The organism is Salinispora sp. CH2A1_6, from assembly GCF_056820975.1.
The window spans coordinates 1-24726 of the sequence record NZ_JBXEDG010000011.1; the positions used below are offsets into that span (position 1 = coordinate 1).

25 protein-coding genes and 1 pseudogene are annotated in these 24726 nt (G+C 67.6%); 11 read left to right on the forward strand and 15 right to left on the reverse strand.

What is annotated here, in order from left to right:
- On the forward strand, positions 1-114 hold a 114-nt coding region (locus AC1UKG_RS15320), incomplete at its 5' end, for a VOC family protein (protein ID WP_482642659.1).
- Positions 115-1023: 909 nt separating this feature from the next.
- On the opposite strand, the gene AC1UKG_RS15325 is transcribed toward AC1UKG_RS15320, so the two are convergent.
- From AC1UKG_RS15325 to AC1UKG_RS15340, 4 genes are all read right to left on the reverse strand, one after another.
- The gene (locus tag AC1UKG_RS15325; protein WP_482642548.1) at positions 1024-1230 is read right to left on the reverse strand and encodes a hypothetical protein; all 207 of its coding nucleotides are present in this window, start codon (positions 1228-1230) and stop codon (positions 1024-1026) included.
- Between the two features lie 171 nt (positions 1231-1401).
- Entirely contained in the window at positions 1402-1980 is a 579-nt protein-coding gene (locus AC1UKG_RS15330; protein WP_482642549.1) for a recombinase family protein, read from the reverse strand.
- A gap of 361 nt (positions 1981-2341) precedes the next feature.
- On the reverse strand, positions 2342-2896 hold the full coding sequence (locus AC1UKG_RS15335; protein ID WP_482642550.1) for a TetR/AcrR family transcriptional regulator: 555 nt from the start codon (positions 2894-2896) through the stop codon (positions 2342-2344).
- A gap of 18 nt (positions 2897-2914) precedes the next feature.
- Positions 2915-4438, reverse strand: coding sequence for an MFS transporter (locus AC1UKG_RS15340; protein WP_482642551.1), 1524 nt, complete (start codon positions 4436-4438; stop codon positions 2915-2917).
- A 116-nt stretch (positions 4439-4554) separates the two neighbouring features.
- On the opposite strand from AC1UKG_RS15340, the gene AC1UKG_RS15345 reads away from it, so the two are divergent.
- On the forward strand, positions 4555-4686 hold the full coding sequence (locus AC1UKG_RS15345) for a hypothetical protein (protein ID WP_482642552.1): 132 nt from the start codon (positions 4555-4557) through the stop codon (positions 4684-4686).
- Between the two features lie 132 nt (positions 4687-4818).
- Here the strand turns inward: AC1UKG_RS15345 and AC1UKG_RS15350 are convergent, their stop codons facing one another.
- Positions 4819-5079, reverse strand: a complete 261-nt coding sequence (locus AC1UKG_RS15350) for a GNAT family N-acetyltransferase (protein ID WP_482642553.1) — start codon at positions 5077-5079, stop codon at positions 4819-4821.
- Complete coding sequence (locus AC1UKG_RS15355; protein ID WP_482642554.1) at positions 5079-8123, reverse strand: Tn3 family transposase; 3045 nt, start codon at positions 8121-8123, stop codon at positions 5079-5081. Before AC1UKG_RS15355 ends, AC1UKG_RS15350 begins: the two co-directional genes overlap by 1 nt.
- A 418-nt stretch (positions 8124-8541) precedes the next feature.
- Here AC1UKG_RS15355 and AC1UKG_RS15360 point away from each other — a divergent pair, with 418 nt between their 5' ends.
- The 3 genes from AC1UKG_RS15360 (at position 8542) to AC1UKG_RS15370 (ending at position 10672) form a co-directional block, all read left to right on the forward strand.
- A complete protein-coding gene (locus AC1UKG_RS15360) occupies positions 8542-9015 on the forward strand; it encodes a hypothetical protein (protein ID WP_018742185.1) in 474 nt (157 codons plus the stop codon).
- Positions 9016-9182: 167 nt separating this feature from the next.
- Positions 9183-9824, forward strand: coding sequence for a hypothetical protein (locus tag AC1UKG_RS15365; protein ID WP_475888914.1), 642 nt, complete (start codon positions 9183-9185; stop codon positions 9822-9824).
- A 584-nt stretch (positions 9825-10408) separates the two neighbouring features.
- Positions 10409-10672, forward strand: coding sequence for a hypothetical protein (locus AC1UKG_RS15370; RefSeq protein ID WP_482642556.1), 264 nt, complete (start codon positions 10409-10411; stop codon positions 10670-10672).
- Positions 10673-11212: 540 nt separating this feature from the next.
- On the opposite strand, the gene AC1UKG_RS15375 is transcribed toward AC1UKG_RS15370, so the two are convergent.
- The gene (locus AC1UKG_RS15375; protein ID WP_482643204.1) at positions 11213-11593 is read right to left on the reverse strand and encodes a hypothetical protein; all 381 of its coding nucleotides are present in this window, start codon (positions 11591-11593) and stop codon (positions 11213-11215) included.
- Between the two features lie 247 nt (positions 11594-11840).
- Between AC1UKG_RS15375 and AC1UKG_RS15380 the strand changes: the two are divergent.
- Positions 11841-13375, forward strand: a pseudogene (locus tag AC1UKG_RS15380) (ISL3 family transposase).
- Between the two features lie 63 nt (positions 13376-13438).
- Here AC1UKG_RS15380 and AC1UKG_RS15385 read toward each other — a convergent pair.
- Entirely contained in the window at positions 13439-14725 is a 1287-nt protein-coding gene (locus AC1UKG_RS15385) for an IS256 family transposase (RefSeq protein WP_482641803.1), read from the reverse strand.
- A 369-nt stretch (positions 14726-15094) separates the two neighbouring features.
- On the opposite strand from AC1UKG_RS15385, the gene AC1UKG_RS15390 reads away from it, so the two are divergent.
- Both AC1UKG_RS15390 and AC1UKG_RS15395 read left to right on the forward strand, forming a co-directional pair.
- A complete protein-coding gene (locus AC1UKG_RS15390; RefSeq protein WP_482642558.1) occupies positions 15095-16573 on the forward strand; it encodes a S1 RNA-binding domain-containing protein in 1479 nt (492 codons plus the stop codon).
- Positions 16570-16899: a hypothetical protein gene (locus tag AC1UKG_RS15395; protein ID WP_018745961.1), complete on the forward strand. Its 330-nt coding sequence runs from the start codon at positions 16570-16572 to the stop codon at positions 16897-16899. The genes AC1UKG_RS15390 and AC1UKG_RS15395 overlap by 4 nt, the downstream gene beginning before the upstream one ends.
- Positions 16900-16936: 37 nt before the next feature.
- Here the strand turns inward: AC1UKG_RS15395 and AC1UKG_RS15400 are convergent, their stop codons facing one another.
- Positions 16937-17509 (reverse strand): hypothetical protein, encoded by a 573-nt coding sequence (locus AC1UKG_RS15400; protein ID WP_155244919.1) that lies wholly within the window; start codon positions 17507-17509, stop codon positions 16937-16939.
- A gap of 175 nt (positions 17510-17684) precedes the next feature.
- Here AC1UKG_RS15400 and AC1UKG_RS15405 point away from each other — a divergent pair, with 175 nt between their 5' ends.
- Positions 17685-17810 carry a hypothetical protein gene (locus tag AC1UKG_RS15405; protein WP_482642559.1) on the forward strand — a complete coding sequence of 42 codons (126 nt, stop codon included), beginning with the start codon at positions 17685-17687 and terminating at the stop codon, positions 17808-17810.
- The gene (locus AC1UKG_RS15410; protein WP_482642560.1) at positions 17807-18001 is read left to right on the forward strand and encodes a hypothetical protein; all 195 of its coding nucleotides are present in this window, start codon (positions 17807-17809) and stop codon (positions 17999-18001) included. The genes AC1UKG_RS15405 and AC1UKG_RS15410 overlap by 4 nt, the downstream gene beginning before the upstream one ends.
- A gap of 161 nt (positions 18002-18162) precedes the next feature.
- On the opposite strand, the gene AC1UKG_RS15415 is transcribed toward AC1UKG_RS15410, so the two are convergent.
- From AC1UKG_RS15415 to AC1UKG_RS15425, 3 genes are all read right to left on the reverse strand, one after another.
- The gene (locus AC1UKG_RS15415) at positions 18163-18420 is read right to left on the reverse strand and encodes a hypothetical protein (protein ID WP_018745956.1); all 258 of its coding nucleotides are present in this window, start codon (positions 18418-18420) and stop codon (positions 18163-18165) included.
- Positions 18421-18765: 345 nt separating this feature from the next.
- A complete protein-coding gene (locus AC1UKG_RS15420) occupies positions 18766-19311 on the reverse strand; it encodes a DUF7010 family protein (RefSeq protein ID WP_482642561.1) in 546 nt (181 codons plus the stop codon).
- Positions 19312-19340: 29 nt separating this feature from the next.
- On the reverse strand, positions 19341-20021 hold the full coding sequence (locus tag AC1UKG_RS15425) for an alpha/beta fold hydrolase (protein ID WP_018745953.1): 681 nt from the start codon (positions 20019-20021) through the stop codon (positions 19341-19343).
- 222 nt (positions 20022-20243) lie between these two features.
- Between AC1UKG_RS15425 and AC1UKG_RS15430 the strand changes: the two genes are divergently transcribed.
- On the forward strand, positions 20244-22148 hold the full coding sequence (locus AC1UKG_RS15430) for a S9 family peptidase (RefSeq protein ID WP_482642562.1): 1905 nt from the start codon (positions 20244-20246) through the stop codon (positions 22146-22148).
- Between the two features lie 75 nt (positions 22149-22223).
- On the opposite strand, the gene AC1UKG_RS15435 is transcribed toward AC1UKG_RS15430, so the two are convergent.
- From AC1UKG_RS15435 to AC1UKG_RS15445, 3 genes are all read right to left on the reverse strand, one after another.
- On the reverse strand, positions 22224-22577 hold the full coding sequence (locus AC1UKG_RS15435) for a DoxX family protein (RefSeq protein WP_029124279.1): 354 nt from the start codon (positions 22575-22577) through the stop codon (positions 22224-22226).
- 497 nt (positions 22578-23074) lie between these two features.
- Entirely contained in the window at positions 23075-23983 is a 909-nt protein-coding gene (locus AC1UKG_RS15440) for an alpha/beta fold hydrolase (protein WP_482642563.1), read from the reverse strand.
- Between the two features lie 135 nt (positions 23984-24118).
- The gene (locus tag AC1UKG_RS15445; RefSeq protein WP_018815370.1) at positions 24119-24712 is read right to left on the reverse strand and encodes a TetR/AcrR family transcriptional regulator; all 594 of its coding nucleotides are present in this window, start codon (positions 24710-24712) and stop codon (positions 24119-24121) included.
- Positions 24713-24726: the final 14 nt, after the last annotated feature.

Here is a 24726-nt window from a genome sequence, read left to right on the forward strand (position 1 = left end):
GAGCAGCAGGTGCTGACGCTCGGCGGGACCGTGCTGGACCGCGACCGGGGCTGGCGGGTCTATGCCGACCCTGCCGGACACCCGTTCTGCCCCCTGCCAAACCGATCCACCTGATGCTGCCGAACGACGACCAGCGGGTCGACTTGTCCGGCTGGTGGCTGGGGAGAACACCCACGTCGGTGCCGCCAACACCGTCAGCTCGAGCATGCCGTGGTGCGACGTGCGGGCATATCAGGTAAGCGTGGCGAGTTGATCGGCTGTCATCGGGTGCGGACGTCGATCACCACCGCCGAGCCATCACGCCACTGAGCGAAGAAGCCGGGGCATAGCGAAGAGCAACGACCCCGGAGAAGCTGCACTGGCGTGCCCCGACGTGACCGGCGCACCGCGCCAGCGCCGTCAGCCCGAATGCTCCGGAGGCATGTCAACGACTCTCGCTTCTCACTGACGCCTTGGGCGCGAAGAAGTTCGGCGCGTGCGACCGGACCCGACCGCCCTCCGGCTACAACAGCCAGAACGGCTGTGCCGCGAATGCGACCACCGTCGGGGCGAAGTCCATTGCCATCGCCTCGTCCCGCTCCAGCCAGGACTCGCTACCCGACATGCCTCCCTGAACTGGCCGACCAGGAGAAGCCCGGGTAGTCGCGCTGACCCCAGTACGACGGAATCGATCGCACCGGCGCCAGCCGCTCGAATGGCACCCTTCGCAGCCTCACCCATCGTCCGACGGACCTCATCGCCGTCCGGGCCGACATACGCGACTTCGAACCCGGCGGTAGCGACTGCGGACACCGATACACCATAACAGTCATTATGATGCATCGAGGTTTCGTCCGATTTGTCACTCCCGCGAGATTATCGGATTGCCAATAACGAAAATTCGATAATTAGCCCACTGGTGGTGCCTGAAGGCCCGGCGCTGGGTAGCTGTCCCAGCCCACCAAATCTTTGATCTTGATGTTGGGGCGGGAACGCGGAACGGCCCGAGAGCGAGGTACTGCTCTCGGGCCGTTCCGGTGTTTGTCAGCTGATGGTGTCTCGCTCGTGAAGGTCGAGGGGTTCGAGGTCGGGGTAGCGCAGGGCGCCGGGGCCTTCGTCCCAGTCGAGCCGGTCGGGCCATTCGCGCAGCTCGGCGATGGTGATGGCGTGGGTGGTGGCGCGTTCGTCGACGGAGACGCGTTCCATGGTTTCGTCGTAGCTGGAGACCGGGGTCTTCCGTGGGAGGGCCACCCAGGGTGTCGATGTACTGGCGATCAGGAAGGCGTTATCACGACGACCAGGCGGTCAGAGATGTAGTGGGTGTTGCTATAGGGGGTGCCCGTAGTCCTGGCGGAAAAATCAACGGATATCGCTGACCAGGGCGAACGCGTTGTGGTGTGAGGTGCCGGGGGCGCTTCCGGTTTACTGGGCTGGCAGCTTGGCGAGGTGGCGGTAGATGGTGGGGCGGGTGACGCCGAACTCTGCGGCGATCTGCTCCACGGTGTAGACCCGGCGGCCGTCGGGTCCGGTCTCCTCGTACATCTGCTGCGCGATCTTCACCTGCCGCGCGGTGAGCTTGGGTTTCTGCCCGCCGGTGCGGCCGCGGGCGCGGGCGGCGGCGAGGCCGTCGAGGGTGCGTTCGGACATGAGGGCGTGTTCGAACTCGGCGATGGAGCCGAGGATCTGGAAGAACATGCGGCCCATCGCGGTGGAGGTGTCGATGTTCTGGTCGAGCACGACCAGGTCGACGCCGCGTTCCTGGAGCCGGGCGGACAGGTCGATGAGGTTTTCCAGCGAGCGGCCGAGCCGGTCGAGTTTGGTGACCACGAGTTGGTCGCCGGGGCGGGCGACCAGTAGTGCCTTGTCGAGTTCGGGGCGGCGGGCGAGTTTGCCGGATGCCTTGTCGACGAAGAGCTGCTCGCAGTCGGCGGCGGTAAGGGCGTCGTGTTGGGCGTCGGGGTTCTGATCGCGGGTGGAGACCCGTCCGTAGCCGATCCGCATACCCAAGAACGTATCGCGAACACCCGAGCGCGTTACGAAGGCGCGGACACGGGTTCTGTTACAGATTCGAGCTGGGGAAGCGTCGCCGTTGCCTGGGTGTGTCGCGAACGAACGTTACCGGCCTAGCCGCAGTAATCGGCCGATAACCAACGGCAACGCTGGTCAGAGCCCGCTACCGAAGGGCAACGGGTGTCGCTCGTGCCGCTGCTTGACCAGCGTTGCCGTTGGATCCGGGCTGGAAGCTACGACTAGGCCTGGCCGGAATCGACTTAGCGGCCGAGGCTGCCGGCGGGCAGACCCGAGCCGGGTTGTGGGACGTACGGCCCGGCGGCCCGCGCAAGAGGTTGATCGACTTCTACCGTCATCGACATGGAGATTCTCTGACGAGGTCGGCGATGTGCTGGGCGATGTACCGGCGCATCTGGTCGGGCATGGGTGTGCCGGTGAGTGTTTCGTGGAGCCAGAGGCCGTCGGCGGCGAGGCGTGCGATCAGCGCGCGGAGTTGGTCGGTGGTCAGGGGTGGGGTGGGTGGTGGGGGTGGTGGTGTCCAGCGGTTCATCACGTCGATGAATGGCGCGCCGGTCGCCGGTTCGGCGCTGATGTGGAGGATGAGTTCGAGGTCGGCGCGGGTGGCGGCTTGAGCGGTGACGGTGGCGTAGGCGGCGAGCCGTTCGGCTGGGGTGATCGTCTCGGCGGGTCCGCCGGCGACGCTGGTCATTGCGGTTTCCCATTGGGCGGCGAGGTGTGCCTGTACGGCGTGTAGGAGCACTTCGCGGGTCGGGAAGTGGTAGACGAGTCCCGCTTTGGTGATGCCGGCTTCCTCGGCGACGGTGTCGTAGGTAACGGCGGTGACGCCGTCGCGTTCGAAGACGCGTAGGGCGGCGTCGAGGATGTGGGTCCGCTTGCTCGGTCGCATGGTGGGCCCGTTCTGTCGTTAGTGGTCGGTTGGGTAGACGCCGGCTGGGGTGCCGGGGCCATGGTGGCGCAGGAGCCGTCCGGTGAGGGCCGCGCCGACGGTGAGGACGACGGCCACGACGGCGACGGTAATCAGGTAGCCGGTGTCGTAGGCGGTGTGCGCGGCGTCGATGATGATCTGGTTACCGTCGGCTGTGCCGAGGGCGTCAACCAGGCTGTCGCCGGCCGCTGTCGGTGCGCCCGGCGGGAGGCGAACCGCAGTGGCGTAGACGAAGGTGCCCAGGCTGCCCAGCAGCGCGACGGCGGTCAGCGCCCCGAACTCGTAGGAGACCTCCTCGACGGAGGCTGCCATGCCGGCACGGCGGGCAGGGGCGTTGCCGACGATGGCGGTAGAGGCGACGGACATGGCCATGCCGAGCCCGGCGCCGGTAACGACCATTCCGGTGACCAGGACGGGAAGGCCGGCGTGCAGGCCGACGGCGACGAGGACGACACCGGGCACGGCGAGGGCGAGACCGCCGGTGATCAGCGGCAGCAGTCCGGTGCGGTGTAGGACCGCGCCGCCCAACATGGTCGTCGGGATCGAACCGGCAGCGACCGCCGCGACCAGCAGGCCCGCTTGCAGGGGGGTGTAGCCCGCGACGAGTTGGAACCGCTGGGTGGTGACCAGTTGGAGCCCGGCGATGGCGAACAGAGCGAACGCGGCGGCCAGGACTCCGGAGGTGAAAGCCGGGTTCCGGAAGATCGCGAAGTCCAGCAGCGGATCGGCCAGGCGGCGCTGCCGGCGGACGAAGAGGGTGCCTCCGACGGCCGAGGCGAGTACCGCGGCCGCCAGCACGGTCGGCGACGGCGGCTGGTGCGCGAGTTCCTTGATCGCGAACACCGCGCCGACCAGGCCGACCATCGCCTGCAACGAGGACACCAGGTCCCACCGCTTGCTTGGGTCCGGGTCGTTCGGCGGCGCGACCAGCAGCGTCGCCGCCACGGCGACGACGACGACCGGAACATTGACCAGGAACACCGATCCCCACCAGAACGCCTCCAGCAGCGCCCCGCCGACGATCGGCCCAAGCGCGGCACCCACGATGGCCAGGGAACCCCACACCGCGATCGCGATGTTACGTTCCCGCTCCACCTGGAACGTCACCCGGATCAGGGCCAGGGTAGCGGGCATCATCGTCGCCGCGCCCACCGCGAGCAACGCCCGGGCGGCGATCAACACCCCCGTACTGGGCGCAAACGCCGCCAGCAGGGACGCGGCGGCGAACACCACTAGCCCAACCAGGAACATCCGGCGGTGCCCGACCCGGTCACCCAGCGTGCCGCTGCCCAGCAGCAGCCCCGCCATCACCACCGGATAGGCATTGATGATCCACAAGCTCTGCGTGCCGGTCGTCCCGAGATCGGCGGTCAGGGTCGGCAGGGCGGTGTACAGGATCGAGTTGTCCAACGTGATCAACAACAGTCCCGCGCCCACCGTGACCAGCAACCCCCACCGCTGCGCCCTCGTCGGCGCCGTCCGTGCCATTTCCGCAATCCGCATACAGTAACTGTACTCGACGTATAGTTATGAGACCCGGGTTAGCCAGGTCACACTTCCCAGCCGTGCAGGACCGTTGACGCGGCTCCAGGCGAGGAGCGAGACGGGTTGGGCGGGACGTGCCGGCTGGCGATCTGACTGTCGAGCAGGTGCGCCTGGTCGTGGAGCGGCTGGCGGGGATTCATCAGCAGCTCGGTGAGGTGGTCAAGATGATGCACCGCTTCGCGGCCGCCGGCGGCCGGGACTGGTAGACGGCCTAGCCTATTGGTGAGAGCGCCTATTCAACTGTCGCCGATTCCAGGCCAGTCATCACCATCCGTGATGCTGGTTGAGTCGTCTGACGCCTCGCTGGAAAGGGGCGCTGCACCGTCTAAGTGAGGTGGTCATGGGTGGAGGGCAGCGAAGAGAAGGCGGTCGTGCATCTCACCTCGGATGTGTAGGTAGTCATGGAGGTGGCCCTCGTACTTCATACCGATCTTCTCCAGGACGCGGCGGGAGACGACGTTAGCCGGGTCGCACGTGGCAGCGACCCGGTGCAGTCCTGCCTGTTCGAAGGCGTAGGTGAGCGCAGCTGCGGCTGCCTCGGTGGCGTAGCCCTGACCCCAGGCGGATCTAGCCAGGGGGATGGCATCCGGCGTGATCACTATAGAAGTGTGGGATACGGGCCGCGCAGCCCGCGCAGGCCGCGCAGGCCGTTCTCGTCGAGTTTGGCCAACTCAGCCTCGACATCGACGGTGATGGTGCCGAAAAAGTTGACGTTCTCGCTGTGGGCCGGCGAGATGTGCGCCAGCAACTCGTCCGGGATGTCGCGGCCGGCGGCGCGCAGCCGGTCGACGGCCATCGCGTAGTACTCGGTGGTCCAGGTGATCACGGCGTTGGTCAGCACGGTCAGGCACCACGCCTGTTCGGTCTGCTGCTCCAGGTGCCGGCGGCGTACCGTGCCGTGGTTGGCGTAGTGCAGGTCGCGGCGCAGCGCGTGCAGCGACTCGCCCTTGTTGAGCTGTCGGCCGATCTTGCGCCGGTACACCGGATCCGACAGGTACTTCGCCGAATGGATGGTGCGCCGCAGAGTGCCCCACTCCTTCAACGCGGTGGCCAGGGTGTTCTGCCGCGATGCCGCCGACCACTTGCCCACGATCAGCGACGCGGTGGCCTGCCCGAACTTCAACGACCCCGCCATCCGCAGCAGATCCGGCCACATGTCCACGATCAAGTCCTGATCGAGGCGGTCGGTCAGCAGCGGCCCGGCGTGCGGATACCGGGCGTTGACCACGCTCGGGGTGTCGTCGCGGCACAACGTGACCTTCCCCAGATCCCGGATCCGCGGGGTCAACGCCTTACCCACCAGGTCGAACAACGCAAAGTTGATCAAAGTGACGCCGTGCGTGTCGGTCGCGTGCTCGGCGATCGGCAGGTCGGTGGCGTTACCCAGGAAGTCGTCCAGGACGTAGTGGGCCTCGCGGGTAGTCGGCACGATCACCTTCGTGCCGTAGGTGGAGTGCTGATCCGACACGTGGGTGTAGGTCGACAGGCCCTCGTCGGCGAAGAACGTGTTCATCGCCCGGGCGGTCAGCGACTTGCCCCGGGTCGGGAACCGCTGCCCGTCCGACGACGACATCGTGCCGCCGCCGAACACCTTCGCGAACGCCAATCCGTGATGATGGTTCACGACCACCGTGTTGGCCTCCCGCAGCGTCTCCTCCCGCACGTACCACTCCTGCGTCCACGCGAGCACGTCGTACGGGACACCGCACGCCTCGGCCATCTTCACCAGACCGAGGTTGGTGGCGTTCGCGATCAGCACCGCCAGGATGTTGCGCTTGAGCTCACCCGACATGGCCTGCTTACGGCCGCCGGCGTGGGTGAAACAGGACAGGAACCCGGTCCGGTAGTCCAGCTCGATCAGCAGCGACGCGATCGGCGCGAACGGCAGCATCCCGACCAGTTCCTCTTTCAGCGCGGTGGCCTCGGCCGGCACGTCTTCGGCCGACAGCGGCGGGATGACCAGGTTGCCCTGCTCGTCCAGGCGCACCGACCCCACCTCGTCCGGGCCGGTGCCGGCCAGCACCCGTTCCAGCTCACCCAGCGTGGTGTGCAGCTCGTCCAAGCCCTGCTCCAGCCCCACCTGCCCGTCGGCTGGCTTACCGACCAGCGCGCAGAACTCGTCGCGCCGCGTCGCCCACACGTCCGGGGTGAACAGGTACGAACTGGGATCGGCGTACCGGCGGCTGCCGGGCACGAACACGTCCCCGGAGCGCAGCCCGTCACGCACCCCGAGCAGCACACACAGCTCCCAGTAGTGCCGATAGGACACGTCATCGTTCTGCCGCTGCGCCCGAGTCAGGTAGTCACGGAAGCGGGCCGGGACGAACCCATCGGGCGCCGACGCCGGGACCTTGCGGGTGCCAGTGCGTGACAGCTCGCCCAGCACGGCGAGGGCCTGCATCAGCTCGTCGGCGCCGGGGCCGCCCCGGAAGTCGATCGCGGCCAGCACGTGCGGCACGAACTGACGCAGGTAGTTGTAGGAGGCGTTCATCTCCGCCAGCCGGCCGTTGTCCCGCGGCAGCGACGGCCAGCCCACCGCCGCGGCCTCCCGGATCCGGCTCATCCCGATCTGACCCCGCAGCAGCCCGCCGACCTGCTCATCCGGAATCCCCGGATCGGCCAGCACCGGCAGGATCAGATCCAGCAGCGCCTGCCGCGACTCGCCGCTCTTACCCCGCTCCGCCAGGGCCTTCTCGGTGCGGCCCTTCGCCCGGGCCTCCCGCGCCGAGACCGCCTGGTCGAACAACCCCACCACCTCATCCAGCAGATCCACCGCGGACTGCGCCACCAAGGTCAGCAGGATCGGATACCGGCGCTCGTCCTCACGCCGTTCCAGGCCCTGCCCGGTCGACCGACGCCCGATCGTGGCCAAGAACCGGCGTCGCTCGGCGGCCAGCATCGACAGGTCGATCAGGTGCCCGTCCATCGCCCGCACCCAGGTCAGCTTCTCGATCGACGTCTTGATCGACGTAGCCGTGGCGTCCACCGCCGGTTTGGTCAGCCACGTCAGGCGAGTCATCCCCAACCCGGCGTCCACCCTCGGCAGCAGGTCCAGATCGGCGGTCATCTGCCCAGTCAGCAAGGGCGCCAGCAGGTCGTGAGTCACCGTGGTGGCCGCCGTCCGCGCGGTGGCCACCATCTCCAGCAGGCTGACCACCCCGGGCCGCACCGTCCGGTTCGCGATCAGATACTCACAGGCCAGGTTGAACAAGGCCGACGGCGAATCGTGCTCCATCGCCCGCCCGAGCAGGAACTCCTCCAACTCCTTCAGCTCGACGCCGCCGGCCGGCGCGGTTCTCCACCGCAGGTAGTCACAGACCAGGCGCAGATGATCCGTACGGGTCTGCGAACGCTCCCCGTAACGGTCCAGCACCACCGGGTCGACACCGAGCCGACCCGCGAGCCGGGCCACCGCCGCCGGCGGCGCCGACCGCACCTCATCCGGCACGAACCCCAGCCACGGCAACGTACACAGCTGCACCGCCAAACCGAGCCGATCGGTCGGACCACGCCCCCGGCCCGGATCAACGAACGCCGCGTCCGCCGCAGTCAGCGTGAAGAACCGGATCAACTCGTCCGCCCCGATGTCCGGGAACGACTTCAACCGCTCCATCTGATCATCGGGGAACAACCGCGTCGCCATCACACACTCCCTACGCTCACCGGACAAAATCCGCCGTGAACCTAGTGGAGGTCATCACTGCGACGACCATCGACCCCTACGTCTCCGCAGGTCAGCCGGATCCGTTGACTTTCCCGCGATTACTAGAACCGCAGGTCACAGGGCGACAGACACCGGGCCCCCCGTGGTCCGGACCCTTCAGGGATCCGCCCGCGCCCCGCCACGCACCAACACGTTTGCCCTGGTCGGCGATATCCGTTGATTTTTCCGCCAGGACTACGGGCACCCCTATAGGGGCGGACCCCGGAACGTGCCACCGCCCTGGACCGGCAGGGGTCGCGTCGATCATTTGATCGAGGTTCACTTATTCATCGGGTGCTAACAAAGCATTTCTAGGCTTCGGGGGATGAATCCAATCCCTGTAGCATCTGGAGGTTCCATGCCCCGCATCCGTCAGGTGATGTCCCGACTCATCGCCGCTGCGATCCTCCTGGTCGCCGGCCTGGCCGTCGCACCTGCGGCCGCCTACGGCGCTGCTCAATCGACCGAGCCTGTCACGCAGGCGAGTGCTTTCTGGTCCTGCTCGGTGCCGTCTGGATACACCTACACGGCGGTACGGCGAGAGCTCAACGTCTGTAACCCCGGCGGCTTCGCCAACTCCTACTATGTCGTTGCCCCCAGCGACCGGCTCTGGGCCTGCACCGTACCGTCTGGATACACGTACTCCTCCGTGCGGCGACAGCTCAACGTCTGCAGTTCCAGCGGCTTCGCCAACTCCTACTACCTGCGGGTGCCCCAGGCCGGGATCTGGGCCTGCACCGTCCCACCCGGCTTCTCGTACTCCTCCGTACGGCGACAGCTCAACGTCTGCAACCCCAGCGGCTTCGCCAACTCCTACCTGCTGGTCGGCTGAACAACCGCCGGACCACTCACATAGTGGGTATTCCTGTCATTCATTTTTTTCGATGTGAGGGATGACCAGGGCCGGACCAGCGCTCATTTCTAGGGCTTCTCGCGATCCGGTGCCGCTCCCGGCATCACGAACCCGGCGTCGCCGACGCCACCAAGGAGGAACAGCACATGCCCAGGATCACTGCAGGGCTCGCCGCAGCCGTCACGGCTGGCGTCCTCGCGATCGCCGGCACGGCCGCGCCTGCGGCCGCCCGGCCGAGTGTCACCGCCGAACTGTCCAACTTCCGTGTCGGCATCCAGATGATCGACAACGGCAGCCAGATCGGGGATGCCGAGTACACCCCGTACTCCAACTTCGGCGGCGGATGCTCACCATTCGCCGGAGACACCAACACGTACGACCCGGACGGCGCCCGGCTTTTCCTGGAGCCGCCGCCGCGCTTCACACCTCTGACACGCGACTTCCGGATCGGCGTTCAGGCCACCGACCATAACGGCAGCCAGACCGGTGTCCTCCAGTGGTCGCCGTGGGCCAGTGATGGCGGCGGCGTGAGCGACTTCGCCTTCGACACCAACGGGTTCGACCCCGACCAGGTCAAGGTCTGCCTGGAAACCCGCGACATGCCGGCCGGCGTTGTGTTCTACGACTTCCGGTTGAGTGTCAAAGCGGTCGACCAGGGCAGCGCCGACCAGGGCGGCACCCGTCAGTTCACGCCGTGGGCGGCCGACGGCGGGGGCGCCAGCCCATGGGCGTACGACTCCAACGCCTGGGACCCTGACGGTTTCGCGGTCGGCATCGAGGTCTACTGATTGCTGCCGAGCAGGCCCAGCGGCTACTGGGCCTGCTCGGTGCCGACCGGTGGGCGTCCGTTGAAGATCCCCCAACGGAGAGGAGCTTGAGGACCAACGTTCAGGAAGTCACGCCAGGGCTGAGGTGAAGCGACAACTCTCGGTGGTGGGTCGCCTCGGCAAGCCTGACGTCCGCTATGCGACCCGTCAGCGGGCAGTGCTCCACCATCCCGTCCCCGCCCCGGGCCTTGACCTCGTACACAGCGGCATCCGCCGCCAGCACCCGCGACCGGTCTCGGTGAAACGATCATCGCTGTCGTCCATGGCGCTGCGTATGCCTCGCACCGTCCTGGCCAGCAGACGGCGATCATCCAGCACCGCCGTCTCGCGCAACTGTGCAAGCTGGTCACTGACGACACCGGCGCCCTGCGCACCCGTGTCGCCGCGATCTTCCTTCTGCTCTACGGCCGGATCCCGCGCGTGACCATTCGACAACATCGATACCACCGGCCCCGACATCCTTCTACGCCTGGGGCGACCCGCCGACGCCGGTCCCTGAACCGGTCGCCGAGCTGCTGCTGCCCCTGGCCGACCAGCGCACCGATATGCGCACCGCCACCAACCGCGACGCCCGCTGGCTGTTCCCCGGCCGCCGAGCCGGCCAGCCCCTCACCGTCGATACGATCGCCCCGCTCATCCGGGACCTTGGCGTCCCCACCGTCGCCGGCCGCCTCGCCGCACTTCGCCAGCTCGTACTCCAAGCACCGGCACAAGTCGTCGCCCAAGCCCTCGGCTTCCACCATCCAACGGCACCACGCCGCCGCCGACGGCACCCGAAGCCGCTACAGACCCACCCGCAACGCCCTTGACTGCAACCGCGCCGGACACGACGACCAGGCGGCCGGTCACCCACACCTCTGTCCGACGATCCCGTTCAGAGGTTCCGGTATCGCCGGCGACGACCTGCCGGCGACATCCGACCCGCCAAGGGCCGGGGCCACGCTCCGCCGCTGATCTGGCGGTCGGGCCGCATGTGCGAGACTGCGCCGGCCGGGCCACGTGACCGGGGGTCGCGACGTGGAGAAGAAAGGGGTATCAGCGTGAGCAGTTTCCCGTCGATGTAAAGGCACACCTCAGCGATGCTGATCATGTGGTCGACGCGTTGCCGTGGCGTGTTGGCCACACGGAGGCTCAAGCCAAACGGGGCCGGGGACGAGCCTCCGCGCTTGCTCATCAGATCGCCGCGTTGCTGGCCAACGGATGGCGCACAGCCGAGGTCCACGACGCCTTGGCCGCCGCCGACGGTGCTGCTGATGCCCCCGACGCCGCCGCACAAGAGCGACTGTGGAGGGCAGCGCTCAAACGCGCCAGGACGCCCGTGTGACGTCGTAGCCCGCAGAGGCCGACGATCACCCTAGCTTCAGCGGCTCCAAATCGTCGTCTTCGTCGCCCTCATCGTCCAACAGGTCCTCGTCATCGGCGTACAGATCGGGATACCGCCGGGGATCCGGACCGTCGTCCCAGGCGGGATACCGCTTACCAGGCCAACGGTGCCGATCCTCGGCGAACGACACCGCACCCCGGATACCGTCAAGCCGCAGATCGTCGTTGACCGGCTCAAAGTTCTCGTCATAGACCCTGAAACGGCCGCGATGATCACGAGCCAGTTGCAGCTCGTCGACGTCGTTAGCGGTGACCACCTTGGTGACCTCGGCATCCCAACCGTCGTCCGACTCGACCGGCACGAACACCGCGGCCTCGTACTGAACCCAACGCACTGTCTTCGCCACGCGGGCAACCTACACAGCCGCGCCCCTCACGCACATGCACCCTTCTCCAATGGGCGACCGGAGTACGCCGCTGGCCGGCAGTGGGCGACTACGACGTCGAGTAGGCCCCCGTCCGTAATAGACCTCGGTGGGCGACCACTGGTCGCCTCGGCCTGTTCGGCGCGGGTGGCCTCGGGGGAGTGTGGATCTAACGGCTCTGTCTCACATTCGGTGGTGACCGAGGGTGGTCGATGTCGTTGAGATCATTGTGTGCAAGATTGATGATCTTACGAAGATGGTGTTCTCGGGGCTGCTGCCGCTGGTGATCGACGATGTGACGGACGAGGGCGAACGGATCCTGGTGCGGGCTCGGACTCCCGCAGGGCCGGTGGCCTGTCCGGGCTGCGCGGCCGTGGCGGGTCGGGTGCACAGCTATCACCAGCGGACCCTCGCGGACGTGCCGGTCGATGCCCGGCCGGTGGTGGTGCGGGTGCGGGTACGTCGTCTGGTGTGTCCGACTCAGGGCTGTCGTCGAACGTTGCGGGAGCAGCTTCCCGGGGTTCTACATCGCTACCAGCGCCGCGCATCCCGGCTGATCTCCCAGGTCGGTGCGGTGGTGCGTCATCTGGCTGGCCGTGGCGGGGCGCGGATGTTGTCGGCGCTGGCGGTGATCGTGTCCCGGCATACCGCCCTGCGGGCCCTGCTGCGCCTGCCGCTGCCGCAGCGCCCGGTGCCCCGCGTGCTCGGGGTGGACGACTTCGCGTTGTGTCGACGCCGACGTTATGCCACCGTCCTGATCGACGCGCTCCCCCGTGAGCGCGTCGATGTGCTGCCCGACCGCAAGGCCCACACGTGAGAGACGTGGCTGCGTGAGCATCCCGGCGTCGAGGTGGTGTGCCGGGACTCCTGCGGCGCCTACGCCGAAGCGGTCCGCCGCGCCCTACCCGAGGCGTTGCAGGTCGCCGACCGCTGGCACCTGTGGCACAACCTCGGGCGAGGCCGTCGGCAAAGAGGTCACCGCCCACAGCACATGCTGGGCCACCGCCGGCCTACCGCCACAGCAAGGCATCCGGGCCGTGACCACCCGGCAGCGGCGGCAGCAAGTCCACGACCTGCCCGACAAGGGCATCGGGCCTACTCGAATGCGCCCGCCGACTCAACCTCGGACTAAACACCATCACACGCTACGCCCGCATCAGCCAACCCAAACGCCTGATCCGCACACCACAGTACCGGCCCACCCTCGTCGACCCCTACCGTGACCACCTACGCCGACGCCGCCAACAAGACCCCGCCCTCGGCGCTACGCAACTCCACGCCGAGATCAGAGAACTGGGCTACACCGGCAGCCTCAACCTGCTCTACCGCTACATCACCCAAGGCCGCGTCGAAGCCGACCGCCCAGCCCTGTCCCCCCGACGCCTCACCCGCTACCTCCTAACCCCACCCGACCAGCTCACAGACCATCAGCGCACGCTCGTCCACGCCCTCACCAGCGCCTGCCCGCAGATGACCGCGCTGGCCGGCTTCATCGACTCGTTCGCCGCGCTCCTCACACCCGCAGCCGGCAACGACGACCGCCTCGCCGCGTGGATCACCGAGGTCAAGGCCACGGACCTACCCCACCTACACACGTTCACCCGCGGCCTCGGCCTGGACCGCGACGCCGTCAACACCGCCCGGACCCACCCCTTCCACAACGGCGGCACCGAAGGCGTCAACACCAAAACCAAACCGACCAAACGACAAATGCACGGACGAGCGGGCTTCGCTCTCCTGCGCCATCGAACCCTGCTCGGCTGACCACCACCCTCGGTCACCACGAATGTGGGGCTGTCTCGCTAGCGGTGTTTCCGGCGATCTTGGTTAGTAGGTTTCAGCGGCTGGGAAGCGGTCGCTGAAGGTGATGGCGAAGGCGTTCAACGCGGGTTTCCAGCGCATCGTCCATCGGGTTCTGCCTGCTCCGGTGGGGTCCAGGGAGCGAGTCACCAGGTACAGACACTTCAACGCGGCCTGCTCGTTGGGGAAGTGGCCGCGGGCCTTGACCGCCCGCCGGTAGCGGGCGTTGAGCGACTCGATCGCGTTGGTCGAGCAGATGACCTTGCGGATCTCCAGGTCGTAGTCGAGGAACGGGATGAACTCCGCCCAGGCGTTGTCCCACAAGCGGATCACCGCCGGATACCGGCCGCGCCACTTGTCGGCCAGGTCGTCGAACGCCGCTCGGGCGGCGTCGGCGTTGACGGCGGTGTAGATCGGCTTGATGTCGCGTTTGATCTCGTCCCAGTACTTGCGGGAGGTGAGCCGGAAGGTGTTGCGGATCAGATGGATCACGCAGGTCTGCACCACCGTGCGGGGCCACACGTTCGTCACGACCTCGGGCAGGCCCTTCAACCCGTCGCAGACGAGGAAGAACACGTCCTTGACGCCGCGGTTGCGTAGGTCGGTGAGCACGCTCATCCAGAACTTCGCGCCCTCACCACCTGCGCCGGCCCACAGACCGAGGATGTCCTTGTCGCCGTCGAGGGTGACGCCGATCGCGGCATAGAACGGCCGGTTGGCGACCTGCCCGTCACGGACCTTGACCACGATGGCGTCGATGAACACCGCGGCGTACATCTCGTCCAGGGGCCGGTGCGACCAATCCGCCATCTCCTCGAGCACCTTGTCGGTGATCCGGGAGATCGTCTCCTTCGACACCGAAGCCCCGTAAATCTCGGCGAAGTGCGCGCTGATCTCCCCGGTCGTGAGGCCTTTGGCATACAGCGACAACACGACCTCGTCGACCCCCGACAAGCGCCGCTGCCGCTTACGGACGATCTGCGGCTCGAACGTGCCCGCCCGGTCCCGCGGCACATCGATCTGCACCGGGCCGTTGCCGTCGGTCAACACCGTCTTCGACCGAGTGCCGTTACGGATGTTGCCCGACCCGACACCGGCCTGGTCGTGCTTTTCGTAGCCGAGGTGCTCGGTCATCTCCTCGTTCAGTGCGGTCTCCAGGACCGTCTTGGTCAGCTGCTTGAGCAGCCCGTCCGGGCCCGTCAACGACAGCCCTTGTTCCTTGGCGGCTCGGACCAACTCGACGGCGGCTTTCGCCTCCGCGGTCGACTCGGGCCGCTTCTTACGTCCGGTCTGATCGTTCAGTGTCGCGGTCATCACGGCACCCTCCTCACCAGGCACAACGCCTGGCAGGTCAGGCCGGAAACACCGTTAGATCCACACTCCCCGCACTCCGCCGACAAGATCGAATACGCCCGGCTACTGAAGGCCCAGGGCACCAGCCTGGGAAAGATCGCCGCCAAGACCGGCATCCCCAAGACCTCCCTGCACCGCTACCTCGCGGACCCAGCCTCGGCGGAACTCGTGTGAGCGCGTTCGATCTCCACGCTGAGCTGTCCGGTGAAAGCAGCCCAAGCTCACCGCCCGCCAGCAGAGCCACCTGGTCCATCAGCCGTGCCACCGTCTACCGCGTCCTCAAACGCCACCAGAACACATCCGCGCCGTCGACCTCCGGCGGGCAGTGACGTGCTGCCCTACGTCTACCAGGTCACCAAGTACGACCCCGCCGACCGCGACCAGCACGGCCACTACGCCGGCGCCGAGCCCGCGGCCAGCGACCACGGACCAGTCGAAGCCGCCTACCTGCGGGCCGTCGCCGCCTTCGCCGAGGAGACCGGCGTTGAACAGCTGGCCGTCCGCGAGCCGCAACTCGGTGGCTTCGCCCACTTCGGCCAGGAACGACCGATCAACGACTTCGGCCTGCCTGACCTGTTCGAGGCTGGCCCCGCCGGGTTCTACGACGGTGCGCTGGTGTCGATCGCAGTCGGCCTGGAGCTCATCCAGTCAATGCTTCGCGACCATGGCGCCTGGTGTCGATTGGAAGCGGAGGGAGCATTCGCCGTGCACGTCGGCTGGGACCAGTACCTCTACATCGGCAGCAGCCTGCCCTGCGAAACCGCACTGGCCCGCACCCGCGCGCTCGGCCTGTTCCCGGAACGCCTGGACGCCTCGCCGTACGACTTCGCTCCCGACGACCCCTTGTACGTGCAGCGGCCGGCCGACGCCGACTTCTGGGCCCGCCTGCGCTGGACCGTCAGTGCCCATCGCGCGGTGTTCCTGGAGGAGGTCTTCGCCGTCAACGCCTCTCGGTGGCACCGCCTGAACCGCGACAACATCGAGACTGTGCGCTCCCGGCTGGCACCACGCGCGCAACTGGCAATCTGGCCGGACCTTCTCATCGACGTCGACAAGGCCGTGGCCGCTCTGCCCGACGAAGGCCTCGTGGAGATCGTCTGGGAGGACGAGGACGGGCAGATCACGAGCACGGTCGTGGACGAGACCCAGTTTGAGGGAGCGACCTCCCACCTCGCCGACGCGCGTGCTGCTGGCGTCGTATCCATATATGCCGGTGAAGATCTTCCGCTGTTCACCGCTGTGCTGCCCGACAGCAACGGCGTTCTACGCGCTCGCTGGCAGACCGAGCCGACGCCCAGCGACCGGGACTGGGCGTTCCTGAAGACTCTGCAGCGAGGCCAGGTCGTCACCGGCACGGTGACGTCCATCGCCAGCTTCGGCGTCACCTTCGTGGACATCGGCGGCTTCACCGCGATGATCAACCTTCCGGAGCTGTCCTGGCGTCCCTTCGACCATCCGTCGGACGTCGTCAGCGTCGGCCAGGAGATCACGGCCGAGGTCCTCGACGTAGACATGGTCCGGGAACGGGTGCCGCTGTCGCTCCGAGCAGTGCAGGAAGACCCGTGGCCGCAGGTAGCGCAGCGGATTGGCCAAGTGGTCATCGGGCCGGTCACCAAGATCGTGCCGTTCGGCGTCTTCGTCCGCATCGAAGACCGAGAGGACGGCTTCCAAGGGTTCGTGCACACCAGTGAGCTGGACGAATCGCCCGGAGACATCGTCGAGGTCAACGACGTCCTCACGGTGAAGATCATCGAAGTCGATCTGGCACGGCGCCGCATCGCCTTGTCGCAGAGGCAGGCCGACCAGTGACGACGTGGATGCGCTGCTACTGGGACGAGGAAGATGCCTGGTTTTACTTCGAGGTCGATGCCGAAGGCTGGGTTACCCGGCAGGTCGAACTCCAAGGTTCCGAGCTGACCCCTGTCGCGGCTGCCTCCCTGGACGAATGGCAGCACGCGCAGCAGGCAGGTGCTCTGGCCGAGTACGAGAGGGAGTTCGGGGTTACTGCAGAGCTCCCGGTGCCGCAGTGGGAGGGTCACGAGCCTGATCAGTTGACCTCACAAGAATTCGAGGAAGTCTGGGACGCCGCCCGACGGGAGATCAAAAGCCCGCTGACCCCGAGCTTGGGGAGTTAGCCAGCTGTTGGCCTGTGAGCCCGTTCGAGGCTGTTGATCAGATTCCGAGTCCGGCACGCTCAGCGACAGCCGTGTCGAAGATGACGAGCACATCGTCGGTGCACAAGTAGAACGGCGCTGGCCCGTCAGGCTCGTAAGTGGCCGAGCGGCCAGCGGCGATCCACACCTGACCGGCGGCGGTCCGCAGGTGGATGGCCTCCGGCACTGGAGTCGGAGCGCCGTGATCCTCGCTGCACCACTGGACACGGCACGACTCGATCGGCGCGGACGCGACCCCAGCCCAGAGGGGGTGATTTGCGACCGCGACGCGTGCCGACCCGCCTGGCTCGCCGATGTGGGAGAGGAAGTCGCGCATAGACGCCGAGTGGAGTTCGACCCCGTAGTAGTCGAACGTGCTGCCCCACACAGCCGAGTAGGTGCCGCCGTCGTCCATGATCATCTCGACGCCCATCGTAGGTTCGTGCCACGCGCCGTAGTCCCAATCATCAGGAGCGGTCCCTTCGTCTCCGACCATCAGCACGAAGTAGTCGACCGCTTCGATGGTTCGTCCTCGCAGGCTGGCGACGAGTCGGTCGTAGCTGTCGGAGGTCAGGAGTGGCGCGGTATTCACCGGGACATCCTGACGGTGCACTTCGACCTGGGCGAGTCGATTTCGCGAGACCACCAGTATGGCCCCGCACGCACGCAGGCTCGTACCGCCAGCTCAGGGGGCACTGTTTGCATACAGCCGCGAGTTCGTCCAGCCCCGTCCCTACACACTGGGCGACGTTGCCGCCGCCGTTGGCATGTCCATCTCCGGCGTGCGTACCGCCTACAGCCACCGCGACGTCGCCCAGGTAGCCGACGCCACCGGTGCCAAGCCCCGAGAGTGGCGAGCCCCCGACCCCGACGACGGGCAGACGGCGGCATGAACACGACGGCCTGCCTCTGCCCGATGCGCTGGCGGCACCTCTACGCCATGATCGAAGGCACCCGCTACAAGGTGGACCCAAGTCTCGCAGACACCGCCACCAGCCTGCTGTTCCGAGCCTGGTGCGCCGGCTGCGGTGCTGAGTACACCCACCCGTTCCGCATCAGCGCCACGTATGCCCAGGCGGCCTAAAAACGGGCACGCCCGTAGACGTTGATCTCGCCGCCCAACCCCGGCCCCTCACCTGCCACTGATCTCGCATCTCACCTACCGGGATCGCAGGAAAGCGGCGAGATGGTCCCTGCGACTCGCATCAAAGCCACGAATCATAGGGACGGTCAGTGACTACGCGCTCAACTCTCGGCCGTTTGGCCGGGTATGCTCCGAAGGCGTTGCGCGGCTCGCAGGACCGGCCACCAGGTGGCCTCGTACGCCGCATCGGCGGTCACGCGCCAGAGTTCTTGCGTCAGGCCGGCTGGGGCGTCGGTCCGTAGCGGGACGTCGTGCGCGATTGCCGCAGCGAGTATTTCGGCGTCGACCTGCGCGGCAGCCCACCGCAGGGTACGCAGGTCTGGCACCCAGTTGTCCTGCCGCTCAGGCACCGGATCCATAGGACCACGCTAACCGAATGCGGGCTCGCCGGCAGGGAGGTTGTCGGCACGTGCACTGGTACCTGTCGGGCACCACCGTTGTCGGTTGGGACGGCCCATTCCGACCCTGGTTGTCCAGCCTTCGTGATCAGTCGCTGAAGACTGACTCCTGGACGCCACGGAGACGGGTAGCCAAGATCGAAACAGCCTTCTGGGTATTCAACCGCACATCTGCCGCTACGCGCAGACCCGACTCCGCGATCGTGGCCACGGTGATCCGGGCCGGGTCGAGACCCATGCGACGGGCAACCAGAACGCCAAGGTCTGGCGATGTCGTCCGCCTGGCGCCCGGTGCCGCCGTCCGAGTCAGAGGGCCAGTGCGACCGCTGCCCCGCTCAGCAGGACAAGCCCGGTCGACAGGCAGGTTCGGTGCGCGCCGACGGTCGGGCCGGGGCCGCCTTCGCGTTCGCCGTGGCGGCTGACGAGCGCGGCGGCGAGCGAAATGACGCCGCCCAGCACCACGTAGAGCGGGGTTCCGTAAAGCCACGAATAGGGCGCGAAGTGCACGACCAGCAGGACAACCGCGCCCAGCGGCACCACGGTGTACCGCCTACTCAGGACCAAGAAGATGACGACCGGAAGGCCAAGCAGCTGACCGGTGGCCAATACCACCGATAGCGAGTCGAGGGCGGCATGGCTTGGCCGGGGCGGGCCGGGGACCAGGAACGTCAGGGCCCACGCCGCTGGTAACGCGACCATCCCCTGGAACAGCGTGACGATGGCGGCGGTCCGCGGACTGGCCTTCGCCCACGCCACGGCGGAGACAAGCCAGGTGGTTCCATACGCGGTCAGGAACGCCCACCCGTATCGGTTCGCCACGGCCAGCGCTCGCGTGTACTCCTCGACATCCACGGATCCAATGCCTCCGGACCTGTCGGTCGTCAGAGTGAGGTGGTGCTGTGGTGCCGCAGGAACGGCACGACCGCCTCCAGGAACCTGGCCGGCTGGTCTCGGTGCACATAATGGCCGGCGGTGATCGTGACCACCCTGGCGTTCGGCATCCGTGCCGCTGCTGCCGCCAGCAACGCCTGCCGGTCGTCGCTGCTGGCCCCATCCACAATCAGCGTCGGTTGCCTGACCGTCTCCGTCGCCTCCCACCAGGCCGGATCCGGATCGGTCAATTGCGCCCGGATCGCGTTGATCACCGCAAAGTCACACGGTATCGGCTCGTCCGGTGCGACCAGCGGCGGCCGGTACAGATCTCCGGGCCGGGGCACGGTCGCGTCCTCCAACACCAGCTGCGTAACCCGGTCCGGGGCTGCCTGCGCGACCAGCACCGCCACCACCGCCCCCATGGAATGCCCGACCAACGCGACGCGCGTCAACCCCACCGCATCCAGGAAGCCGAGTACGTCGTCGCGCATCAACTCGAACGAGTACGTACCAGGCCGGCTACTGTTTCCGTGCCCCCGCAAGTCCAGCACGAACACCTGAAAGTGGGTAGCCAACTCCGCCAGCACGGGCATCCAATCCGGCCCACTGTCACCAAGGCCGTGCAGGAGCACCAAGGGCCGGCCGGCCGGACTCCCGGCCAGCTGGTAGCTGACGCTGACCTCACCCACATCTATCGAATCGATCATCCGCCCACTGTAGTGAGAGCAGCGCGCGTTGGTGGGGACTATTGGTCGGGGGACAACCGTCGCATCATCGCACGGGACCACCGGTATCAGCTGGGGTCCCTATCTGAGCTGGAGTCGACCAAGGGCCTCGCCGAGGCGGTGTTCAACCCTTGCCCGTCTACGCCGCGTCCTGGCCCGCTACGACCCAGACGGCAAGATGCTCCCATGACAGCTCTGACCGCCGAACTCGTGGTGGATGGTCGTGCCCCACAGACCCCGGCGCTCGCCCCGGACGGCCGTACCCTGTGCTACGTGCTGGCTCCCACCAGCCGAGTCGGCGACCACCTCGACACCCAGCTGTGGCTGGTCGACGGTAGCGGTGCGGCACGACGGGTGACCGCGGACACCGCGACGGAGTCCCAGCCGCGCTGGTCCACGGACTCGGGCACGCTGTTCTTCCTGTCCGACCGCGTCGAGCGCGGCGTCCCGCAGTTGTACCGGTTCACCCTCGCTGACGGCACCACCGGGACCGGGTTGACCGGTTGGCGGGCCGGTATCACCGACCACCTGCCCCTCGCCGACCGCAACCAGGTCGCCCTGCTCGCGCAGGATGAACCCACCGAGGAGGACGAGCGCCGCGCCCGGGACCGCGACGACGCTGTCGTCGTCGGGGCGCGGGAGCCACAGGCCAGGCTGCGACTGCTCGACCTCGACACCGGCCGGGTCACCACGCCGAACGTGTTCGGCGATCGGCACGTCGTCGAACTGCGCCAACGACCGGACGGCGGCCCGCTCGCCGTGCTCACCCAGGCCAGCGCCGACAACGACTACGGTCCCCGCACCGCCCAGCTGCACCTGTTCGACTACCGCACCGAGGTCGCGGAGGACCTTGGGCCGGTCGCCGCCGACGCGCGCTCGCTGGCCTGGTGGCCGGCGGAGGACGGTTGGCACCTCGGTTACCTCGCCCTCACCCCACCGGGTCTACAGGCCGGTAACGCCGTGTTCGACCTTGCCCTGGGCACTCGTGTCGTGCGGAACCGCACCGCCGGGCTGTCGATGTGCCCCACCGAACTGTGCCACACCGACGCCGCCGCACTGGTGGTGTTCGCCGACGGACTGCACACCACCCTGGCCCGGCTCGACCCCAACGAAATCACACCCCTGTCCCAGCACCGGGGTCGTCTCGACGGCCTCACCGCCAGCCGCACCGGCGCTGAGGTCGCCGCGCTGACCGGCAGCCGGTATCAACTCACCAACGTCTACTTCGGGTCACCGGCCGGACCGCTGCGGAACATCACCGACACCCGTCCGGAGTTGGCCGGGATCCCGCTCGGCACGCAGCAACCACTGACCTACCACGCCGCCGACGGGCTCGCCCTGGACGGTCTGCTCGTACTCCCGGTGGGAAAGAGCACGGCCGACGGGCCGTTCCCGCTGGTCACGATCGTGCACGGGGGGCCGTACGACCGGCACGCCGACCGCTGCCAGTTGTTTTGGTTCCCCAGTGGCCAATGGTTGGCCACCGCCGGCTACGCGGTGTTTTTGCCCAACCCGCGTGGTGGGCAGGGCCACGGCCACCAGTTCGCCGCCCGCGTGGCGGGCCGGGTCGGCCGGGAGGAGTGGACCGACATTCTCACCGGCATCGACCTGCTCGTCGACCAGGGCATCGCCGACCCCGATCGGCTGGGCATCGCCGGCTGGAGCCACGGCGGCTTCATGTCCGCCTGGGCCGTAGGCCAGACCGACCGGTTCCGCGCCGCACTGGTCGGCGCCGGCGTCACCGACTGGGGCATGCTCGCCGCGACCGGGGAGAACGGCCAGTTCGAAGCCGCGCTCGGCGGCAGCACCGGCTGGTCCGGCACCGGACCACACCCACATGACGCGGTCAGCCCGATCTCCTTCGCCAGCCGCATCCGCACCCCGGTGCTGATAATGCACGGCGCCGAGGACACCAACGTCCCGCTCGGCCAGGCCGTGTATCTGCACCGGGCGCTCCGCCACTTCGACGTTGAGCACGAGTTCGTGATCTATCCGAGGGAGGGCCACTCCATCGGCGAGCGCGCCCACCAACTCGACGTCCTACACCGCACGCGCGCCTGGTTCGACCGCTGGCTCTGCCCAGAACGATGATGTGCGCCGCCAGTACCAGCCGTCGGGGCAGGGTGAGCTGTTCGGATCCGGCTGGCACTGGCGGAGCTTCGGAGATCAGGCGTTCAACACGTGCAGGACGGCCAGCGCGGCGGTGGCGAGCGCGAACACGACGGGGACCAGGACGACCGGGATCGGGTCCTTCGCGCGGGCATGGTAGCCCGTTGCCCCGATCAGCAGCAGGGTCAACCCGACGGCGGCAGCGACAGCGATCGGCCACCAGAGTAGGCCCAGCAGCAGGCCGGCGACCGCGAGGACCTCAAGGCCGCCGATCATCTGGGTGCGGGCGGGGGAGACCCCCACGTGGGCCATCCGCTCCCGCATCTGGGCCTGGCCGGCGACCTTCGGTACGGCCACGGCCAGGATCACCGCGGCGAGAAGCAGGGTTAGAACGACGACGGGGATACCCACAACCTGTCCTTCGGGTAGTGGCGGACGATTTGCCGACCGTAACAGGGCCGGCCTAGGGGTTATCGTGCCGGCGAGAGTGCGACGACAGGCGTCCACATCGGCATCGCCCACGTCGATGATGTGCAGCCACTCAAAACCCGGCCTGACCCCGCTGATTGTGAGCCGCATGACTATTCGACCTTCCGTCCGCGCCCCGACGGCCTCTGGCTGCTCCCCGCCCGGCAGCCGGCCGAGGCCATGTGCCACGGCGACGCCGCCCCGTACAACTGTGTGGTCCGGGACGGCGCTGCCGTGGGCTTAGTGCGAGGCGTTCCAGCAGCACATCGCGGACGGGCACACCGACCGCTACGCGGCGGACATCAGCTACGTACGCGCCTACCGTGGCACCCTGCGGGCCGCGTTCGACGTGGACTGAAGCGGCCTCCGGATGGTCTGCCGGCACTCATTGGCGGTGTCGAGTGTCGGCGGCGGCCCGCAGCGCGAGTTCGGCGTGGCCGTCAGCTCGTGTGACGGATGACCAGGTCCGCGATGCGCTCGGTGAGTCCTGGTGCGAAGAACGGGTGGTGGCCCATCCCCGGCACGATCTCCAGCTGCGCCCCCGGAATCTGCGCCGCGAGGGCCACCCCGTGGGCCCGGGGGAACAGCGGATCATCGCTGCCGTGCAGGACCAGAGTCGCCGCGGTGACGCGGGACAGCGCGGCCCGCCGGTCATCGGCCCAGCGCTGTCCGGCCAGATCGTGGTTCGAGGCGGCAGCGACGTTGGTGGCACGGGCATAGCACTCTTCGACGAACCGCCGCGCGGCCAGCTCATCGAAGGGCAGGACACCGCCGTTGAGCACCCGCCACATGTGCAGGTCCGCCTCCATGCGCTGCTGGGCAGTGCCGCGAGGAGCCTTCGCCGCTACCGGCAGGTGGCTGAGGAACGCTGCGGTCGGGGGCGGGAGCTCGTCCGCCGCTGCCGGCTGACCGGCCAGTGCCCGCGCCCACGCCGGGCCGGGATTGTTCCCCATGGGTGAGGCGGCCATCGCCGTCAACGTACGGACCCGGGCTGGCTGATGTACGGCGAGCCACTGCCCGATCGCCGCGCCCAGCGATGTTCCGACGACATGTGCGGCCGCGACGCCGTGGCCGTCCAGAACGGCCACCGTGTCGCCGGCCAGGTCGGCCAACGCGTACGGATGCCGGGTGAAGTCGACGCAGTCGGAACGACCGGTGTCACGGTGATCGAACCGGATCACCTGTCGGCCGCTGTACACGAGGGCTTCCACGAATTCGTCGGGCCAGCCGATGGCCGGGGTGGCGGTACCCATGACCAGCAGAACAGTGGGGTCAACAGGGTGGCCGAAACGCTCGGTCCACAGCCGGATCTGCCCAGAATGAACGAACTTCTCCTCAGCGGTTAGCATGCCGGGCACCGTAGCGGTTACCAGGACAGCCAAAAGCCACTACCCACTGTAGTTGAAATTGATGTCCATGAGATAATGGACTGGTGGCAGCCCCAGACTGCCCAACCGCCGACCGTCCACCCAATCCCGGTCGTTTCAGGGGCGGGGGTGAAGGCCGTTGAGGGCGGTGGTGACGACACTGTCGGCGTACTCGATGGTGAGGGGGCCGCTTCGTTGTAGCCAGCGGTTGAGCACCGGCCCCCAGATGAGATCCACCGCCACGTCGAGATCGAGATCCGCGGCGAGCTGGCCGGCCTGCTGGGCGCTGCGCAGCCGAGTTCGTTTGGCGTGCCGCATCGGCTTGTCCAGGCGTTCGGCGTAGGCGGCGGCCAGTTGGGGATCGTGCGTGATCTCGGTGGCCAGCGCGCGCAGTGGCTGGTCGTAGCGCGGATCGTTGAGCTCCGTGACAGTGGCGCGCAGGACCGCGGTCAGATCTGCGTACAGGTCGCCGGTGTCAGGAAGGAGCACCGGCTCACCCGCACTACCCTCGTTGCGCAGGAGGAATGCGTCGAAGATGACGACGCCCTTGGAGGGCCACCAGCGATAGATGGTCTGCTTTCCTACTCCGGCGCGCTCGGCGATGCCCTCGATGGTGAGTTTGGCGTAACCGACCTCCTGCAGCAGGTCGAACGCGGCCGTGAGAATGGCCCGCCGGGAGCTCTCCCGCCGACGGCTGGGGTTGGGTGCCATCCCGCCATCATAGC

Excerpts from the sequence above, each read along its gene's own strand:
- AC1UKG_RS15330 (WP_482642549.1), bottom strand. The coding sequence starts at position 1,980 with ATGCGGATCGGCTACGGACGGGTCTCCACCCGCGATCAGAACCCCGAC.
- AC1UKG_RS15335 (WP_482642550.1), bottom strand. The coding sequence starts at position 2,896 with ATGCGACCGAGCAAGCGGACCCACATCCTCGACGCCGCCCTACGCGTC.
- AC1UKG_RS15340 (WP_482642551.1), bottom strand. The coding sequence starts at position 4,438 with ATGCGGATTGCGGAAATGGCACGGACGGCGCCGACGAGGGCGCAGCGG.
- AC1UKG_RS15355 (WP_482642554.1), bottom strand. The coding sequence starts at position 8,123 with ATGGCGACGCGGTTGTTCCCCGATGATCAGATGGAGCGGTTGAAGTCG.
- AC1UKG_RS15360 (WP_018742185.1), top strand. The coding sequence starts at position 8,542 with ATGCCCCGCATCCGTCAGGTGATGTCCCGACTCATCGCCGCTGCGATC.
- AC1UKG_RS15365 (WP_475888914.1), top strand. The coding sequence starts at position 9,183 with ATGCCCAGGATCACTGCAGGGCTCGCCGCAGCCGTCACGGCTGGCGTC.
- AC1UKG_RS15370 (WP_482642556.1), top strand. The coding sequence starts at position 10,409 with ATGCGCACCGCCACCAACCGCGACGCCCGCTGGCTGTTCCCCGGCCGC.
- AC1UKG_RS15385 (WP_482641803.1), bottom strand. The coding sequence starts at position 14,725 with ATGACCGCGACACTGAACGATCAGACCGGACGTAAGAAGCGGCCCGAG.
- AC1UKG_RS15405 (WP_482642559.1), top strand. The coding sequence starts at position 17,685 with ATGTCCATCTCCGGCGTGCGTACCGCCTACAGCCACCGCGACGTCGCC.
- AC1UKG_RS15410 (WP_482642560.1), top strand. The coding sequence starts at position 17,807 with ATGAACACGACGGCCTGCCTCTGCCCGATGCGCTGGCGGCACCTCTAC.
- AC1UKG_RS15415 (WP_018745956.1), bottom strand. The coding sequence starts at position 18,420 with ATGGATCCGGTGCCTGAGCGGCAGGACAACTGGGTGCCAGACCTGCGT.
- AC1UKG_RS15430 (WP_482642562.1), top strand. The coding sequence starts at position 20,244 with ATGACAGCTCTGACCGCCGAACTCGTGGTGGATGGTCGTGCCCCACAG.
- AC1UKG_RS15440 (WP_482642563.1), bottom strand. The coding sequence starts at position 23,983 with ATGCTAACCGCTGAGGAGAAGTTCGTTCATTCTGGGCAGATCCGGCTG.
- AC1UKG_RS15445 (WP_018815370.1), bottom strand. The coding sequence starts at position 24,712 with ATGGCACCCAACCCCAGCCGTCGGCGGGAGAGCTCCCGGCGGGCCATT.